The 16886-nt window shown below is 55.7% G+C and carries 12 protein-coding genes and 1 tRNA gene; 7 read left to right on the top strand and 6 right to left on the bottom strand.

What is annotated here, in order from left to right; all coding sequences use genetic code 11:
* From VMY05_02265 to VMY05_02240, 6 genes are all read right to left on the bottom strand, one after another.
* On the bottom strand, positions 1-1509 hold a 1509-nt coding region (locus tag VMY05_02265), incomplete at its 3' end, for an FG-GAP-like repeat-containing protein (protein ID HUV29906.1).
* Between the two features lie 401 nt (positions 1510-1910).
* Positions 1911-2150: a S4 domain-containing protein gene (locus tag VMY05_02260; GenBank protein ID HUV29905.1), complete on the bottom strand. Its 240-nt coding sequence runs from the start codon at positions 2148-2150 to the stop codon at positions 1911-1913.
* Complete coding sequence (locus tag VMY05_02255) at positions 2150-3442, bottom strand: peptidylprolyl isomerase (GenBank protein HUV29904.1); 1293 nt, start codon at positions 3440-3442, stop codon at positions 2150-2152. The genes VMY05_02260 and VMY05_02255 overlap by 1 nt, the downstream gene beginning before the upstream one ends.
* 11 nt (positions 3443-3453) lie before the next feature.
* Positions 3454-5187 (bottom strand): peptidylprolyl isomerase, encoded by a 1734-nt coding sequence (locus VMY05_02250; protein HUV29903.1) that lies wholly within the window; start codon positions 5185-5187, stop codon positions 3454-3456.
* A 145-nt stretch (positions 5188-5332) separates the two neighbouring features.
* On the bottom strand, positions 5333-6304 hold the full coding sequence (gene hprK, locus VMY05_02245; protein HUV29902.1) for an HPr(Ser) kinase/phosphatase: 972 nt from the start codon (positions 6302-6304) through the stop codon (positions 5333-5335).
* A gap of 116 nt (positions 6305-6420) precedes the next feature.
* Positions 6421-7383 (bottom strand): PDZ domain-containing protein, encoded by a 963-nt coding sequence (locus VMY05_02240; GenBank protein ID HUV29901.1) that lies wholly within the window; start codon positions 7381-7383, stop codon positions 6421-6423.
* A gap of 405 nt (positions 7384-7788) precedes the next feature.
* On the opposite strand from VMY05_02240, the gene VMY05_02235 reads away from it, so the two are divergent.
* The 7 genes from VMY05_02235 (at position 7789) to VMY05_02205 (ending at position 16427) form a co-directional block, all read left to right on the top strand.
* Positions 7789-7861, top strand: a tRNA-Asn gene (locus VMY05_02235).
* A 255-nt stretch (positions 7862-8116) separates the two neighbouring features.
* Positions 8117-8932, top strand: coding sequence for a hypothetical protein (locus tag VMY05_02230; protein ID HUV29900.1), 816 nt, complete (start codon positions 8117-8119; stop codon positions 8930-8932).
* A 510-nt stretch (positions 8933-9442) separates the two neighbouring features.
* A complete protein-coding gene (locus tag VMY05_02225; protein HUV29899.1) occupies positions 9443-9874 on the top strand; it encodes a hypothetical protein in 432 nt (143 codons plus the stop codon).
* A gap of 592 nt (positions 9875-10466) precedes the next feature.
* Positions 10467-12728 carry a hypothetical protein gene (locus VMY05_02220; GenBank protein HUV29898.1) on the top strand — a complete coding sequence of 754 codons (2262 nt, stop codon included), beginning with the start codon at positions 10467-10469 and terminating at the stop codon, positions 12726-12728.
* 82 nt (positions 12729-12810) lie between these two features.
* Positions 12811-13056 (top strand): transposase, encoded by a 246-nt coding sequence (locus VMY05_02215; GenBank protein ID HUV29897.1) that lies wholly within the window; start codon positions 12811-12813, stop codon positions 13054-13056.
* A 530-nt stretch (positions 13057-13586) separates the two neighbouring features.
* Positions 13587-14186, top strand: a complete 600-nt coding sequence (locus VMY05_02210; protein ID HUV29896.1) for a class I SAM-dependent methyltransferase — start codon at positions 13587-13589, stop codon at positions 14184-14186.
* Positions 14187-14519: 333 nt separating this feature from the next.
* Positions 14520-16427 (top strand): ankyrin repeat domain-containing protein, encoded by a 1908-nt coding sequence (locus tag VMY05_02205; GenBank protein HUV29895.1) that lies wholly within the window; start codon positions 14520-14522, stop codon positions 16425-16427.
* The last annotated feature ends 459 nt before the right edge of the window (positions 16428-16886 follow it).

The raw sequence follows: 16886 nt of genomic DNA, 5'->3' as shown, positions 1-16886 counted from the left end.
CGCCAGGTCGTTGTCACCATCACCGTCAAGATCAAACGAGAAGACAGAGACCGGACCACCACCAGTAACATAGTCGACCGCGGCAGCAAAGGTCCCGTCACCGTTGTTCTTCAGAATGGAAACATTGTCAGAGTATTGGTTAGCTGTCGCCAGGTCATTGTCACCATCCCCGTCAAGATCAATCGAGAAAACAGAGTTCGGGTAATCTCCTGCACCATAGTCGACCGCGGTTTCAAACGTCCCGTCACCGTTGTTCTTCAGTATGGAAACATTGTCAGACGCAAAGTTGGCTGTCGCCAGGTCGTTGTCACCATCACCGTCAAGATCAATCGAGAAGACAGAGATCGGAGTATCTCCTGCGCCATAGTCGACCGGCGTTTGAAACGTCCCGTCTCCGTTGTTCATGAGAATGGAAACATTGTCAGACTCATAGTTAGCTACCGCCAGGTCATTGTCACCATCCCCGTCAAGATCAATCGAGAAGACAGAGAACGGACCATCTCCTGCGCCATAGTCGACCGCCGTTAGAAAGGTCCCGTCACCGTTATTCTTCAGAATGGAGACATTGGCAGACACAGCGTTGGCTACCGCCAGGTCATTGTCACCATCCCCGTCAAGATCAATCGAGAAGATGCCGTAGGGATAGTCTCCTACACCGTAGTCGACCGCACTTAGAAAAGTCCCGTCACCGTTGTTCTTCAGAATGGAAACATTGTCAGAGTAATAGTTTGTTACCGCCAGGTCATTGTCACCATCCCTGTCAAGATCAATCGAGAAGATGCCGTAGGGATAGTCTCCTACACCGTAGTCGACCGCGCTTAGAAACGTCCCGTCACCGTTGTTCATGAGAATGGAGACATTGTCAGAACCATTGTTGGCTACCGCCAGGTCATTGTCACCATCACCGTCAAGATCACTCGAGAAGACAGAGAACGGACGATCTCCTGCACCATAGTCGACTGCGGTTTCAAAGGTCCCGTCTCCGTTATTCTTCAGAATGGAGACATTGTCAGAGTATAAGTTCGCTACCGCCAGGTCATTGTCACCATCACCGTCAAGATCAATTGAGAAGACAGAGCGTGGACCATCTCCTGCGCCATAGTCGACCGCCGTCTGAAACGTCCCGTCACCGTTGTTCTTCAGAATGGAGACATTGGCAGACACAGCGTTGGCTACCGCCAGGTCATTATCACCATCCCCGTCAAGATCAATTGAGAAGACAGAGCGCGGACCATTTCCTGCGCCATAATCGACCGCCGTTTGAAAGGTCCCGTCACCGTTGTTCTTCAGAATGGAAACATTGGCAGACCCATTGTTGGCTACCGCCAGGTCATTGTCACCATCCCCGTCAAGATCAATCGAGAAGACAGAGTAAGGCTCATCTCCCGCGCCATAATCGATCCTTGCGGCGAATAATGGTTCATCGGCCAGGGCGTCCGGCACGACCAGTACCAGTCCCGCAACCAGCCACAGCGCCAGAATACACCCTGATCTGAGTACGCTTTTCATCTCTGCCTCCCCTAGTGTTGTTTCAATCTGTAATTTTACCCAGATATGTCGCTTTCGTCTGTGAGACCCACCCGCCCATGCAGCAGGGATTCTCCAGCCCTTCAGCGTGAAGTGGTCAATTCCGGTGCCAGGTCGAGTGGTGGACAGCAGGTTGATCAGGGCCGTAGATGACGCGTTAATATAGGCACTATGGACCAAAAAGTCAACGATATTTCAGGCCGGGGAGGGCCGGCCGGGCGGCCGTGTGTATTCTGCAACACCGGAAGCCGATCAATTGTTCGACCGCGTGGCGGGTAAAGGGCGACACCGCCTTACAGGGTGAGAACTGCGGTCAGGGCCCCCTGGATCATCCCTTGCGGCCGGAGCCGCTCACATGCGAATACGGCCGACTCTGCGGGCGGCTACAATTCCTTGAAGAACTCGCTGCGGCTGGCTTTCGGAACGGAGCCGGTCGGAACCACCAGGACCTCGGCCCGGAACGGCTTGCTCCCCTTGATGACTATGATATCCCGGACTTTCACCTGGTAGGCCGGCTTGACTACCCGGCCGTTTACTTCGATCATGCCGCTCGCCCCGACTTGCTTGGCCACGGAGCGTCGCTTGACAATCCCGACCGTAGAGAGAAAGTCATCAATGCGCATCAGAACTCGACGCGATAGTCAATGTAAGTTCTCTTCTTAATACCTTCAATCCACTCGTCGACCATTCTACCGGTCTTGTCCTGTCGAGCGAGCTCCTTGATCTGATCAAAATCGTTTTCCAGCGTCAGTGTTTTTTCCGGCTGGTAATCAAGCAGTTTCAGCAGGTGCAGACCAAACCGCGTCTGTAGCGGTCCCCGGTACTCGCCCGGCGTCGTCCAGCCGGCCACGGCCGGGGCGAAGTCGGTCGGCAGTTCGCGCGACGCAAACCAGCCAAGCTCACCGCCATTGGCCCGCGTATCATCATCGACGGAAAAAGCCTTGGCCAGTTCGGCAAAATCACCGCCGTTCATGACTTCCTGCATCAGCGAATCGGCCACCTGTTGGGCCCGCAGGGAGTCGTCCGCCGACGGCAGCACACCGAGCAAAATGTGACGCAGCCGCAACTTATCGTCGCGCTTGCCCTCGCATTTGATGACGTGGTAACCAAACTCGGTACGGATTACGCCCGAGATGTCACCGACTTGCAGTTGAAACGCCGCCCGGGCAAATTCTGGAACGACGTCGTCACGTGAAATGTAGCCAAGATCACCGCCGTTGGCGCCCGCACCGTAACTGGAGTACTGGGCTGAAAGGGCGGCCAGGTCCGCTCCGTCCAGGACTCTCTGGCGCAGGCTCACGGCCTGCTGCCTGACTGAGTCTTCCACCGCCTGCGACGGGCCGACGGCCAGCAGAATGTGGGCCAGCTTCAGCGCCTCCGGCTGCGGTGGTATCGAATCTCTGAACTCGGTATAGAATTGCTCAACTTCGTGGCGCGATACGGAAACTGCATACAGTTTCGACTGGATATGCCGCTGCTTGAGCAACTGGTTCTCGATCTCCTCCCGATAGCGCCTTTTCAGCTTGCGAAGAGTCAGCCCTTCCTGCGTCAGGGCCGCCAGAAAATCCTCTTCCGATTCGAAATTAGCCGCTACCCGCGCGATCTGTTCGTCCAGCGCCTGGTCGATTTCTTCACGTCGGATTGAAATGGAGGTATCTTTGCGAGCTTCCATCAAAAAGAGCCGGTCGGAAATCATCTGCTCCAGAATTTCCTGCTGGAATTCTTGGATCTCCTCCGGGCTGGTCGGGTTACGCCCCGTCTGAAAGGCCACAAGCTGCAGTTGGCTGGCCAGTTCCGAGGCCAGTATGACCTCATTGCCGACCAACACCGCGATCTTATCGACCGTCTCTCGCTGCCCGAGTACCGCCCCGGCCACTGCCAGAACGAGAATCAGTGCCAGTCTGCCGGCTTTCAAAGCGAACACCGTCAATTGCTCGTGACCGCACCGGAATCGACCGAGGCGTACTTGCTCATGTCGATCGTTTCCCAAATCAGGTCCTCGTTGATTTCGATCTCGGTTTTCGCCTTGCGTTCCTCCACCCACTCGCCGAAGACCTGCTCCACCTGCTCTCTCAGGAGCTTCTGCATGATCTCCCGCTTTACGCCGAGAAAGTCCTTCAACTCCGCCTCGGTGCGGTCAACCACGTAGAAAATCGAGTACTTGCCCCCCGCAAAGACCGGGCCCCCGATCTTGCCCGTCGGCGTTTTCCAGGCGCGGTCAAAGATTTCCGGAAACCACGACCGTTCGATGTAGTCGAGATCTCCGCTGGCCACGCGTTTGCCCGGCCGCTCGGTGAGGTCCATCGCCTTTTCCTTGAACGCCTCCAGTGATTTTATCTCCCCGGCAAGCTTTCGCGCCTGTAGCTCGTCACTCAGGAGGATCTCAAACAGGTGGATCTTGGCCGGGTTGGAAAACTCCTGGTGGTGCTCATCGTAGTAAAGGCGCGCGGCCGCCTCGTCAGGTGCCGGGGGAACCGGAATCGAGTCGTTGCGCATCATGTCGGCCATGGCCAGCTCTTTGAAGCGGCTCAGCTTCCGCTTGAACTCGGGGTCGTTTTCCACTCCCTCCAGCGTAGCTTCATAAGACAGCAGGTCGGTCTTCTTGAGTTCGAAGACAAAGGTTTTCAGTGAATCGTAATCGTCAAGGTCCGGTCGATACTGCTCAGGGACCTGCCGAATAAGCGACAAGTACTCCAGGACCGTGACCTGCCCTCCCTCCCAGTTGGCCATCACCAGTTCACGCTCGTTGCGGTCGAGCTGCTCGAGATCGAAGTCGGACTTGGGCAGATTGGCCAGAAGCTGGGGCGGGTAAAGTTGCTCGCGCTTGTGCAACAGGTAGTCGCAGGTAGCACTATCAATCGTGATCGGGTACTTCGCCCTGATGTAATCGAAATACTCCGCGGTGAGCTGGGCGCGCTTGCGATTGAGAATCTGGCCCCTGACCGATTCTTTCGTCTCCTCGAAACTTCCGCGCAGCTCATTCGGCGTCTTGTCCACAACCTTGATAATGTGGTAGCCGTACCGCGACTTCACCGGCGGTGAGAGCTCACCGGGCTCCATGGCGAAAGCCGCCTCCTGGAATGCATCCACCATGGCCCCCCAGACGAAATAGCCGATATCACCGCGATTGCGCTTGGCCCCCGGGTCGGTGGAGTATTCGTACGCCAACTGCTCGAAATCGGCACCCTCCTTCAGACGGTCAAACAGCATCTGTGCGGTCTCAAGCGAATCCACCACAATCTGATAGGCCCTCAGTTTGTGCTCCAGGTGGTTGTAGAAATCCCTGATCTCGGCATCGGACGCATCCGTATTCTCCACCACGTGTCGCAGGTACAGCACGTCCAGAAGGAATTTATCCTTGTTGGCCAGAACCACGCGCGCGATTTCCTCGTGCTGGTCGATACCCTTCTCATACGCCGCCTGGACCAGCATGCGGGTCACGATCAGGGAGTCCAGGGCCTGCCGCCTCTTGGCGAACTCCATGTCGGCCTTGGGAAAGGTTTGCCGCATTCCTTGCGTGGTTTCCTCGAATTCATCGAGAGTGATATTGTAATCACCCACAACCGCTATCGTTCTATTGCCGGAATCACCGCATCCGGAAAACATTGCGGACCCCAGCAGAATCGACACCACCAGTACCACTACGCCACGTCTAAACATTGCCAATCCACCTCTCTGTATGTAAGTCTCATCGTTTTACCAGCAGACAACGTCCGGGTTCCCCGGGCCGGACCTGTATCGGGCGTAATAATACGAAAACACGAGAATATTCCAAGCCCCTTTTCACCATGGCTGCGCGGATGGCTCACTCGTAGTCCGATTCGAGATACTCTTTGGTCGTAGACTGGCGGCTGAGCCGCCGCGAGAGTTTTTTGGAAAAATCAACCGCTGAGTTCTCTCCGTAGACCTTCAGCATGTGATTCATGGCGATCACTTCGGAGATGACGGTGATGTTCTTCCCCGGGGAAATGGGGACGTACAGAATTGGTATCTGCACGCCGAGGATGGCAGTGCGCCGGTCCTCCAGCCCCAGCCGCTCGTAATCGACGGTTTCCTCCCACAGCGTCAGCCGCACCTCCACCTCGATGCGCTTCTGCAGGCGGATGGCCCTGATGCCGAACAGCTCTTCGACATCGATGATACCGACCCCCCGGATTTCCATGTGATGCCCGAGCAGTTCGGAGCCGGAGCCTATAAGCACGTCCGGAGCCACCCTGGTGATCTTGACCACGTCATCGGCGACAAGGCGGTGTCCGCGCTCCACGAGATCGAGAGCTATCTCGGATTTGCCGATGCCGGACTTGCCCGTATACACCAGCCCCACACCGTATACGTCGATGAGCGTTCCGTGGACGTTGGTCGAGGGCGCGAACAGGTGGTCCAGGTAGGCGGAGAGCCGGTTGACCAGCACGGCGGTGGACAGGCGGCTGGAGAAAACGGCCGTGCCGTACTCGTCGGCGGCGGCCACAAACGCCAGCGGCGGCGCGATGCCCTTGGAAACCACCGCCATCGGGATATCAAACCCGAACAGCCTGTCGACCACTTCCTTGAGCCGGTCATTGGCCAGGCCGTTCATGTAGGCGACTTCTGTCTCCCCAAGAACCTGGATTCGCTGGCTGGCGAAACGGTCAAAAAAGCCGGTCAGCGCCAGGCCGGGACGGTGTAGTTCCCCGTTGCGGACCACCTTTTTCATGCCCTTGTCGGTGCCGTTCAGCAGGGTCAGTTCCAGATCCTGGTTACGCGCTTCGAATATCTTTCCAACCGTTATAGGGGCCATGACTTACGAATATACCCTCCGTGTCCAATGTGGAGCAAGTGTCAATTGACCAAAAATGAAGCCCCGCCGAAGGCGGGGCCTGCGTATTGCCGAGGATCCGTCCCGCAAGGGTCGGCCTAACGCCCTGACCCTTTCAGCTTGCTAAGCTCTTCCTTGAGTTCCTTTAACTCCTCGCGCAACTCCTCCATTTCTTCCCGGAATTCATCTGAATCGAAGATGTCGTCGAGTTCGAGGTCTTTCTCGAAACGCCATTCCTTTGGGTCCGGAACCTGAAGCATGATATGCCGCTTGGTCATGCTGGGCCGGCGCGGCAGCACCCACGACAGGGCGCCTTCCCGTTTTCCCACTTCAACGGCCACACGGGTCTCGCGCCTGTTGCGCAGCACGGTGATATTGACCTTGTCCCCCTCGTCCTTCTCACCGATCATATCCGAGACGTCGCCGGCGTCCTCCATTTCTTCGTCGTCAATCCCGACTATGACGTCCCCGGCCTTCAACCCCGCCTTCTCCGCGGGAGATTCCTCCTCTACTTCGCTGATCAACGTCCCGTGGCCGTCGGGCACGCCGAAGTAGTCACCCAGCTGTTCGGAAAGGTCCATTAGCACGACACCGATATACGACTGCTCCTGATCCCCCCGCCACCGGAAGTCGTCCATGACCATCGGATAGTCCGAGTCGAGGGACTTGTATTTCGCTCTCCTAGCTCCGAGCTCGACCTTGACCTCCTGCTCTTGTCCGTCCCGGTTGAGCGTCACGGTAACCTCATCGCCGGGCGAGTGTTCCCGCACGAGGTCCGTCAACTCCCCGGCCTCGCTGACTTTCGCCCCGTCCAGGGCGATAATGACGTCGTCCTCCCTGATACCGGCTTTATCGGCCGGTGAGTCCGGCGACACGTCGTTGACAAGCGCCCCATAGTTAACGGGCAGATCGAAAGAACGTGCCAGATCCCCGCTCACCGTCTGCGTCGAGACACCGAGCCAGGCTACCTTGCTGTACTTGCCGGAATCAGCCAGGCCGGGGCCGAAACACACGGTCAGAGCAACCCCGGTCAGCAGTAACAGCGTTACCGTCTTCTTCATAGTGAACTCTCCATAGTCTTGTGGCCTCTTTCCTCTATCACCTGTTTTTACGCTACGGATGGTTCCAGGTTCCACCTCTTGAACCGAGTCAACTGGGTGGGAACACAGGCGGCAGGGCATCGAAGGCCGGCCGGTGCCGCGCGGAAGCCGGGTCACAGCGGCTACGGGCCCCTGATCTCGGCACCCAGGGCATCCCCCGGAGGCCTTGAACGGCCGTGCCTGAGAAAGCGGGATTCCAGAGGACGGCGGACCTGTCGGGCCGACAGACACGCGCCGTCCGACGGCGCGGCGAGTGGAAGGCCGGGCAGCCCGTGCCGGCTTCAAAATCTGTTGACAAGATGCCGATAAGGGGTATAATAGGGCCTGCCGCGTACGGCGGCGGGACAGACAGCCTTCGTGAGACACTCCCCTGTAGCTCAGTTGGTAGAGCAGCTGACTGTTAATCAGCGGGTCGCTGGTTCGAGTCCAGCCGGGGGAGCTATTTTTTCGCGCCAGGATCGAGACAAGACTTCGGGTCGGGTGGCCCACCATTCATGGTGGGTTCACTTGAGTTTTGCGCGATTGACAAAGCCGGCTACCCAACGTAAATTACCCGGCAGTAAGTGGGGTTTGCTTCCGAGCCGGACACCAGCACAGAAAGAACAGGCCAGCGGCCCACTGCTTTCAGTGGGGACGATACTCAGAACAGTACCCACCCCAAGGGGTGGGACACCCGGCAATTAGGGAAAAGGTGATGATGATGACTCTGCATGAAGAAATCATAGCGGTTCTCAGAAGCGTGGGTCACTCGTTAACATCTACCGAGATCGCAGCACGCGTCAACCGACTACAACGCTATCAGCGAAAAGATGGTGAGCCGGTGCCAGCCTCGCAGATTCGGGCAAGAGCTACCAAATACCCTAATCTGTTTGTCCTAAGCGGCTCGTCAATCGAGCTTCGAGCACGTTCATCTGTCCAAAGAGGCCACACGTCGCACGCAACGGAGCCCCGCGAGGTGCAGAGCGCAGACACGAAGTTAGAAACAGCCCAGCCTGAAAGCATCACCTCCGTTGCAGATGTAATTGCAGCAGGATTCACTGAGCTTGGAATTCTGGGCGACCTGTTATCGGCAGGATTGCCTGATTTCGACGGTCTTTCAAAGTGTGGAGTCTATCTCGTAACGGCACCTGAAGGATACAAACCGGAGTTCATCTCGGTGGAAATGGCTCACAAGGTTGGTAACGTCATCAATCCATACAACGTTTCGCGCTTAGCCGAAAAATGGGTTGACAATGTGGACGTGATCTACATCGGACTCGCCGGGTATTCAAGACCACGAAGTCTTCGTAAACGCCTTTCTGATCTGTTGAGACACGGTAACGGCCAGACTTCCGAGAGCGGTCCACACAAGGGTGGAGAGATTCTGTGGCAATTAAGGGGCTACGAATCATTTACAGTGTGGGCAATGCCAACGGGCAATCCGCCCGGCCCGCGTGATACCGAGAAAGAACTCATCCAGTTATTTGAAGCACAATCGGGCAGGCTGCCTTTTGCGAATCGACTTCACTGATCCCGCCAAGTGATGGACACTTTTAGCCCATAGGGTCAGGCTGTGACGATCAGCTTAAGCTGCTCACACACATATGGTTCGTGTGTTTGAGACCAGTTGCGAAATTCGTCTATTTGGGGGAGCTTATCATAACCGTAAGTAGTTGAAACGCTTACAAGCAGCCTCCTCTGGGCGCTCGAACTAACCTATCGATTTCTACGTCATATGCACGACAATACAAGAAACGATGGTCTTGTCTAAGAACACCTTTCGGTACCAACCGTAGTTTAGTATCGTTGACACATGACCGAAACAAGAATTCATCGACATCACATTGGCGAGACAATCGAACACTGCGCCAACCTCTTTGACCAAAACAAACGCTTTTCTCTCTCCGACAAAGTTGTCGAAACCGCGATCCACAAATTTCACGGAAATGACACTCTTCAATCAGTGCTACCAAAAGTCATCCTCATAAACTCCTTCTATACCACACAGATATACAATACAGAGAAAGTTGCGAGGCACATTTTGTGCACCGATACTGACAGACGGCTGACGTCAGGCGATCTGTCACTGGTCGATGATATTCGGCATGGTCATGAGATAATAGTCAAGAAGTCGGGTAAGGAGAGAGACCTCTATTCCTTCGCGACTAAGTACGCGGCGCTTCATCAGCCGACCAATTTCCCCATCTTCGACAGCTTAGTGATGAGGCTTCTTACCGCGCTCAACAAACAAATCAATTTCTGCCCACCTTTCACACAGGCCGATCTTCGTAACTATCGTCGGTACGTGTCTGTCATAGATTCGCTGGCAAGTTACACCGGACTTAATTCCTTCAAATACAAGCGCCTGGATCAGGGTCTTTGGGTCCTGGCAAAGTACTATTATGATCGATCGAATCTTGCAGAAGAAGAGATCAACTCAATCCATACCGACCTGCAGCATTACACGAATTGAGAAAAAACTGATGCCTATTACTTTGCTCTAACACTCCTGGTTCAGCGGTTCCACTGCGAGCGACCCGGTAGGTATCCGGTTTTCAAAAAGCGGACCCCTGTCAGCCGTCAGGATCAGCGGCTCACACTCCGGTGCGTTCCTGGACCAAAGCATAATCCAAGACAGTGCCGGGCGGGAACGGGCAAAGTAAAACGAGGGACAAGGTGTTCTGCCGCTCCCGTCCAGGAAGCGCTTTGGCCCTGGGGCTGCCTCAGTAGTATGATGGGCCACGCGACCATATTCTAACAACTGCCGATACGGCGACATCTTCACCGGCAGGCCGGCGTTCAAGACTCGGCGCGACTTCTCTTCATTGGCACCGGACAGAAGGCCGTGATGAGGTCCTCGCAGTAACCCCTCGGGTCACGAGAACGCTTAGTAAGGATGAGGGACTGTCACCGGAACTCCTTGACTGGAAACGGGATTCGATGTATATTTGTGAATTAGTATATCCCGAGTCACCGCCGATAATCATAGTGTCAGAGCCGCAGAAACGACCGGGGATCTGCTCTCCCCAAAGACCGGATCCTCATAAGATCCTGGAGTGCAAGCGATGAAACCCAGAACCTTACTCCTGTTGCCCCTCATCACTTTTTTTTCTGTCAACTCTAACGCAGTCATGGCCGCGCTCGACCACACCGCGGTCACTCTCATTCAGGACCAGAGCAATTATCCCGAGTTGACCGAATCCGTAGCTCCCACGCCGGGCAATCCGTGGACCTGGTCAGTATCGGGATTCAGCGGTTTCGCCGGTTCCCCGAGTATCTGGTTTGACTACCAGAATGCCGACCAGACGAGGGCCGAGCTCCACTGGAGCGGCTTTGCAACCTCTGATTGGGAGGGTGGTGCAGACGGGAGTTTCACCTTGACGCTGTCAAACGGGGTCGATGCTGACAGAGTCTACCCAATGAGCCTATCTTTGAGGAGCCTGGTGGGTGACGGCTACACGGTCTTTGAACAGCAGACATCAGGTGGCGTCATGGTACTCCAACCCGGGGCGGAGGGTTTTGTATTCTCAGCCAGTAACTTCAGCGGCCTCTCGCCGGCGCCATCGATCAGCTTCGACGCTATGGGAGCCGTGCTTTCGTGTACAACACCCAACTGGACCGGTGACGGTACCTTTACACTGACGGTCAAGGATGGCACCCGCCCGGACGCCGTCATAGATGGCGTGGGACTGTCACTACGCTACATTGATGCAACCAACTTCACGGTCTTCCGGGGTCAGACCGGTGGTGGTGATGCCATTCCCGCAACGGACGCAGGTACGTATGGTTTTGGGGTGGCGCCGGGCAGTTTCAGCGGCATCTCGAGTGATCTTGACCTGGGTTTCACGAGTCGCGGGGCGACATATGTCAACGATCCCGGCACAGTCACATGGGACGAGGACGGGACCTTCACGATGAGAATCAATGATGGCACCCGGCCGTATTCAGACCTGGCCAATCTGTCCCTTCACCTGAGGCGTCTTGTCGGCACCGACTTCACGGTCTTCCAGGGCCAGACCGGTGGTGGTGATGCCATTCCCGCAACGGACGCAGGTACGTATGTTTTTGGGGTGGCGCCGGGCAGTTTCAGCGGCATCTCGAGTGATCTTGACCTGGGTTTCACGAGTCGCGGGGCAATATATGTCAACGATCCCGGCACAGTCACATGGGACGAGGACGGGACCTTCACGATGAGAATCAATGATGGCACCCGGCCGTATTCAGACGTCGCCAATCTGAGCCTGCACCTGAGGCGTCTTGTCGGCAGCGACTTCACGGTGTTCGAGGGCCAGACCGGGGGTGGTGATGCCCTTCCCGCAGCGGACGTAGGTACGTATGTTTGGGGGGTGGCGCCGGGCAGTTTCAGCGGCATCTCGAGTGATCTTGACCTGGGTTTCACGAGTCGCGGGGCGATATATGTCAACGATCCCGGCACAGTCACATGGGACGAGGACGGGACCTTCACGCTGAGAATCAATGATGGCACCCGGCCGTATTCAGACGTCGCTAATCTGAGCCTGCACCTGAGGCGTCTTGTCGGCAGCGACTTCACGGTGTTCGAGGGTCAGACCGGTGGTGGCGAGGCCATTCCCGCAACGGACGCAGGTACGTATGTTTTTGGGGTGGCGCCGGGCAGTTTCAGCGGCATCTCGAGTGATCTTGACCTGGGCTTCACGAGTCGCGGGGCGATATATGTCAACGATCCCGGCACAGTCACATGGGACGAGGACGGGACCTTCACGATGCGTGTGAACCCGGATTTAGGACCATTCAGTGATATATCCGGCCTCGCTTTGTCTCTTCGCCGCATCATTCCGAGCCCGCTGATTGTTCTGGATAACGGTGACTCGGGAAGTGTTGAGATTCAGGTGGACGGAGACCCCGGACCCTGGGACTGGTCTGATTATGCCGACGGATTGGCCATGTCTGCACTGTCCGCGCCTGACACTAGCAATTCGGCTTCAGTAAGAATCAGCTGGGGTGCAGGGGACCTTGTGGGCGGTGAGACCGGCAGCGGCTCACTGACGATTCGGCGCAGTGATCAGTCAGCCCCAGCATCGACAACATCCCTTGCCACGCAAGTGACCGCGGCGGGCTGCTGTATCGGTATGACCGGCAACATCGACGGCGACCCTGAGGAGATCATCGATATCGGCGACCTGACGGCGTTAATCAGCTATCTGTTCATCCCGCCAAACGAAGCTCCAGGCTGCACGGAGGAGGCTAACGTTGATGGCGATGAGGAAGGTATTGTCGACATTGGCGATCTGACGGCGCTGATCGATTACCTGTTTATCAGCCATACGCCCCCGGCAGACTGCCCGTAAGAAGCGTGCAGAGTGACCTGCCCCATATTTCGGTCCAGATTGACAGATAGTATATTGGTTTGGATCGAGCAAGGAGGCAGCCATGGGCCGGAAACGTTACACGGTGGAGGCCATTTTCTGGATGCTGCGGGAGGCCGAGACTGAACTTGCCGGTGGTTCCACGGTCAAGCACGTACCCAAAAGGCTGAGGATCAACGAGCAGACCAACTATCGCTGGCGGAAGGAGTCCGGCGGTCTTGGGGTGGATCAGGCCGGGTATCTCAAGGAGTTTGAGGGCGAGAACGCCCGGCTGACGACGCTGGTCGGTGAGCAGGCCCCGGCGGCATAACCGGCGGCCGCACGAATCCTTGAGACGTGAGGCAATCCAGGAGAGCTGGAATTGATGGTCGCCCGGGCTTCTCACAGTCCTCCGCCGACCGTTTTCCCGGGCTACGATGACCGCTCCGGCGACCGCACCACACGGTAGAGGATACTGAGTATGGCTGTATAATGGCGCTTTACCAGGTTGACAAGGTTGGTGTTTGCCCGAGCACCGGAGATCGGGCTTAACTCCAAACAGACCGTACGCTTAACTACAGACGAATAGAAATCCGGATTCTGACCATCCCATTAAGCAGCAACCAATTGTGCCAGGTGTTCAGCAAGGCTATGAGTCAGAGGATCACACAGCGAGTTGCAGATTTCGTCCAATTGGGGGAGCTTTTCATGAATAGTTGCACCATGGATCACCTTGCCAGGAAGTTGACATCCTTTCCCTTCCAACGCCTTGAGCAGTCCCGTAAATCGAATTTGCGTCTCAAGTGTGATATTGATATCTTGTAAACATCAAGAAAAGATATCGTAGTCTTGATAAGTACAATGATAGAGATATCCACAGCAACACCGCTTTATGAATATCTAAGACTATGCAACCTTAATCCGCTTCCAAAGATAATATTGGACTGCGGGGCAGGATGGGCTAATACCAAACTGTCTCTATTCTATCAGTACGGATATGAAGCATTCGGCCTTGAGATTAGTAAGGAAGCCTTAGATGAGGCAGTTGCATTTTGTACAGAACACGACTATACATTGCATTTTATACACGCTGACATGAGAGATATTCCTTTCGCAGATGAATCATTCAGTTTTGTATACTCCTATAACGCAATTACCTTCATGACTAAGCCTGATATACTACGTTCCATGGGTGAGATAAAGAGGGTATTGAGACCTGGTGGCTTATGCTATGTGAATTTTGACTCGGTAGATGATCCCGATGACCATCCATTTAATCAAAATTCATTTGCTTATCGACTGTTAAAAAGCGAGCGGTTTGCAAAGTATGAAGATAACGAAGCCGACATCTATTTTGGATCATGTGAAATCATCCGTAAGGAAAAAAGACTGATAGAGAAAATCGAAAATGAAAATAAATATATACAGGCATATATTGATTACATTGCCCGGAAAAAGTAGACGTTGGCCGGGTGCCCCACCGCTTGCGGTGGGATCCATACTCCCAGCAGAACCCACCCCGGGGGGTGGGGGCACTGGGCTTTACCGGGTTGACAAGGCCGGCTTTCCGGCGTGAATTGTTCGGCACTAAGTGGGGTTTACTTCCTAATCCGACACCAGCACAGTAAGAGCGGGCCGTGTCGACATGTCGCTTCATTTCGCCAACGTATCGTACGTATTCAATCCTCGGCATACGCTCCTAAAATATGCTTGATTAAAGGGTGTAGTACGTTAGCTTAAACAAGTCCAAGCTCAATTGTCTGAAAACATCCGCTCAGGAAGAAGGATAGTGCAATGTACATTAGAAGTATGATCGCCGTGGTCTGTGTTTTATTGTCTGCTGTCGTTTTGGTATCATCGGTATCCGGTGACGATATCCACGATGCCGTCAAAGCGGGAGATCTAATTGCCGTGCGTGCGATTGTGGATAGTCTGCCAAACGCGGTCAATGCCCCGGATGAGGCAGGAAAGACACCGTTACATCACGCCGTCAGCCTGAACCTCAATGACATCGCGCGCTCCCTGATCGATCACGGGGCTGACATTGACGTGTTCGATCAGGACCTCGAATCGCCACTGCACGATGCAGTTACCGCCGGCAACGCGGAAATGGTCGCATACCTGCTCGAGCAGGGTACGACGACGCTGAACGATACGTCGGCCACCAAACACAACGGCTTTGTCGGCGGATGGACGCCGCTGCACCTGGCCGCCTTGCATGGCTATCCGGAGATCGTGAACCTGCTTCTCGATCAGGGTGCCGATATCGAGGCTCGTGACGGCGTCATGCGGACCCCCCTTATTCTCACGGTCGAGGGCGGGCACATGCCGGTAGTAGAGGTCCTCGCGGAACGGGGCGCCGACATCAATGCCCAGGCGATGCGTCGCTACACCGCCTTGCTGTGGGCGGCACGGAATGGTTTCGAAGAGATGGTGACGTACCTGGTCGATCGGAAAGCCGCTATCGAAGATGACATGCTTGAGCTGGCATTTCAGATGAGCGTGGTTAAGGGCCTGAATAGTCTGTATCAGTACGTTCTGGAATTCGATAAAATAGACGTTGCCCAGGTGGCCGCGCGGGATCCCGGGCTGATACTTCCGGCCTCGGCCGGCGGCTCGGCCGAAATCGTCAGCTCGCTCGCCGAGAATGGCTTCAAGCTTGACCAGACCGACGGCGACGGCTGGACCCCGTTGCACTACGCGGTGTCGGAGGGACGGGTGGATGTGCTGAAGTACCTGGTCGGACAGGGTTTAAGCACAGATGTACGCAACAAGAAAGGAGAATCGGCGTTCAACCTGGCCTCTCGGAAAGGCTATCGTGAAGCCGCTGAGTACCTCGGGTCCAGCGGTGCCGATACGTCCGAGCCGCAGTTCCCCATTCTCGAGGGTCCTTATATGGGGCAGGAGCCACCGGGTGATATGCCGATGATGTTTGCGCCCGGAATCGTCTCCGGTCACTTCCGAGCTCATTCGTCAATTGCCTTTTCGCCCGACACCGCCGAGGCCTACTGGACCGAGATGTCACCCGGGGAAGGGGCAGTGAAAGTGTCGCGCCGCGAGGGCAACCGGTGGTCATACCCCGAAACGGCGGCGATCGAACGGGACCCGTCGTTTTCACCGGACGGCAACCGGCTCTATTTCATCAACACCCGACCGTTCAAACCGGGAGAGGAACCGGGAGGCGACCCGGACGTCAAAGAAGAATACTGGTATATGGAACGGACCGAATCGGGCTGGTCGGAACCGGTATCGGCAGGCGACAACATTAACGTGATCGGCGTCCACTGGCCGTGCTCGGTGGACAAGCGGGGCAACCTGTACTTCTCCGAGTTCTCTGAGAAGATGTACTGCTCCCGGTTCGTGGACGGAGTATATCAGGACCCCGTCCTGCTGACCGAGCTGTTCGGCAATGAAACCCTGGTCGGGCGCAGTCCGTTTATCTCGCCGGAGGGTGACTACCTGTTGTTTTCTGCGAACGACAGCCTGAGTATCAGTTTCCTGAAAGCGAACGGAACGTGGACGGACAGGATAAACCTGGGCGATACCATCAACGCGTCACATGTTAACGGCTCTGCGCGCGTCAGCCCCGATGGCAAGTATCTGTTCTTTGTCAGTGCCGGTCGGGGCAGGCCGTGGGGAATCTACTGGGTTTCGACGAGCTTCATCGAGCGGATGAGATCTGAGCATACCGCCGGCGAGTGAGGCTGGAGGCTCAACCCGAAGGCCGTGTGGCTCACAGTTTGCGGCGGGAACCACAATCCGAACAGAACCCCCCCCGGGTGGTCCACCATTCATGGTGGGTTCACTTGAGTTTTGCGCGATTGACAAGGCCGGCTTTCGGGTGTAATCTTAAATAAGTAAGCGGGGTCTGCTTCCGAATCCGACACCAGTAGAGTAACAACAGGCTGTGTGGTATACTGCCTGCGGAGGAAGCCATAATCAGAACAGTACTCACCCCAGGGGATGGGGCGGCTGGTGTTAAGAGATACGAGTACTTAATGAATTCTCCTTTTGCAGATCACACTCGCGAGGTCTTTTGCGCATTTGGCGTCGTGGCATACTGTACACAGATCTTCGAGGCAGATCTCTTGACTATGCTCATTTTACTAGAACGGCTAGGGAAGATTGACGCTTCAGTAAGTGAAGACCCAGCGAGTTGGC

This window comes from Acidobacteriota bacterium, from assembly GCA_035529075.1.
Lineage (GTDB): Bacteria > Zixibacteria > MSB-5A5 > GN15 > FEB-12 > DATKXK01.
This window is presented reverse-complemented; position numbering and strand designations above follow the sequence as displayed.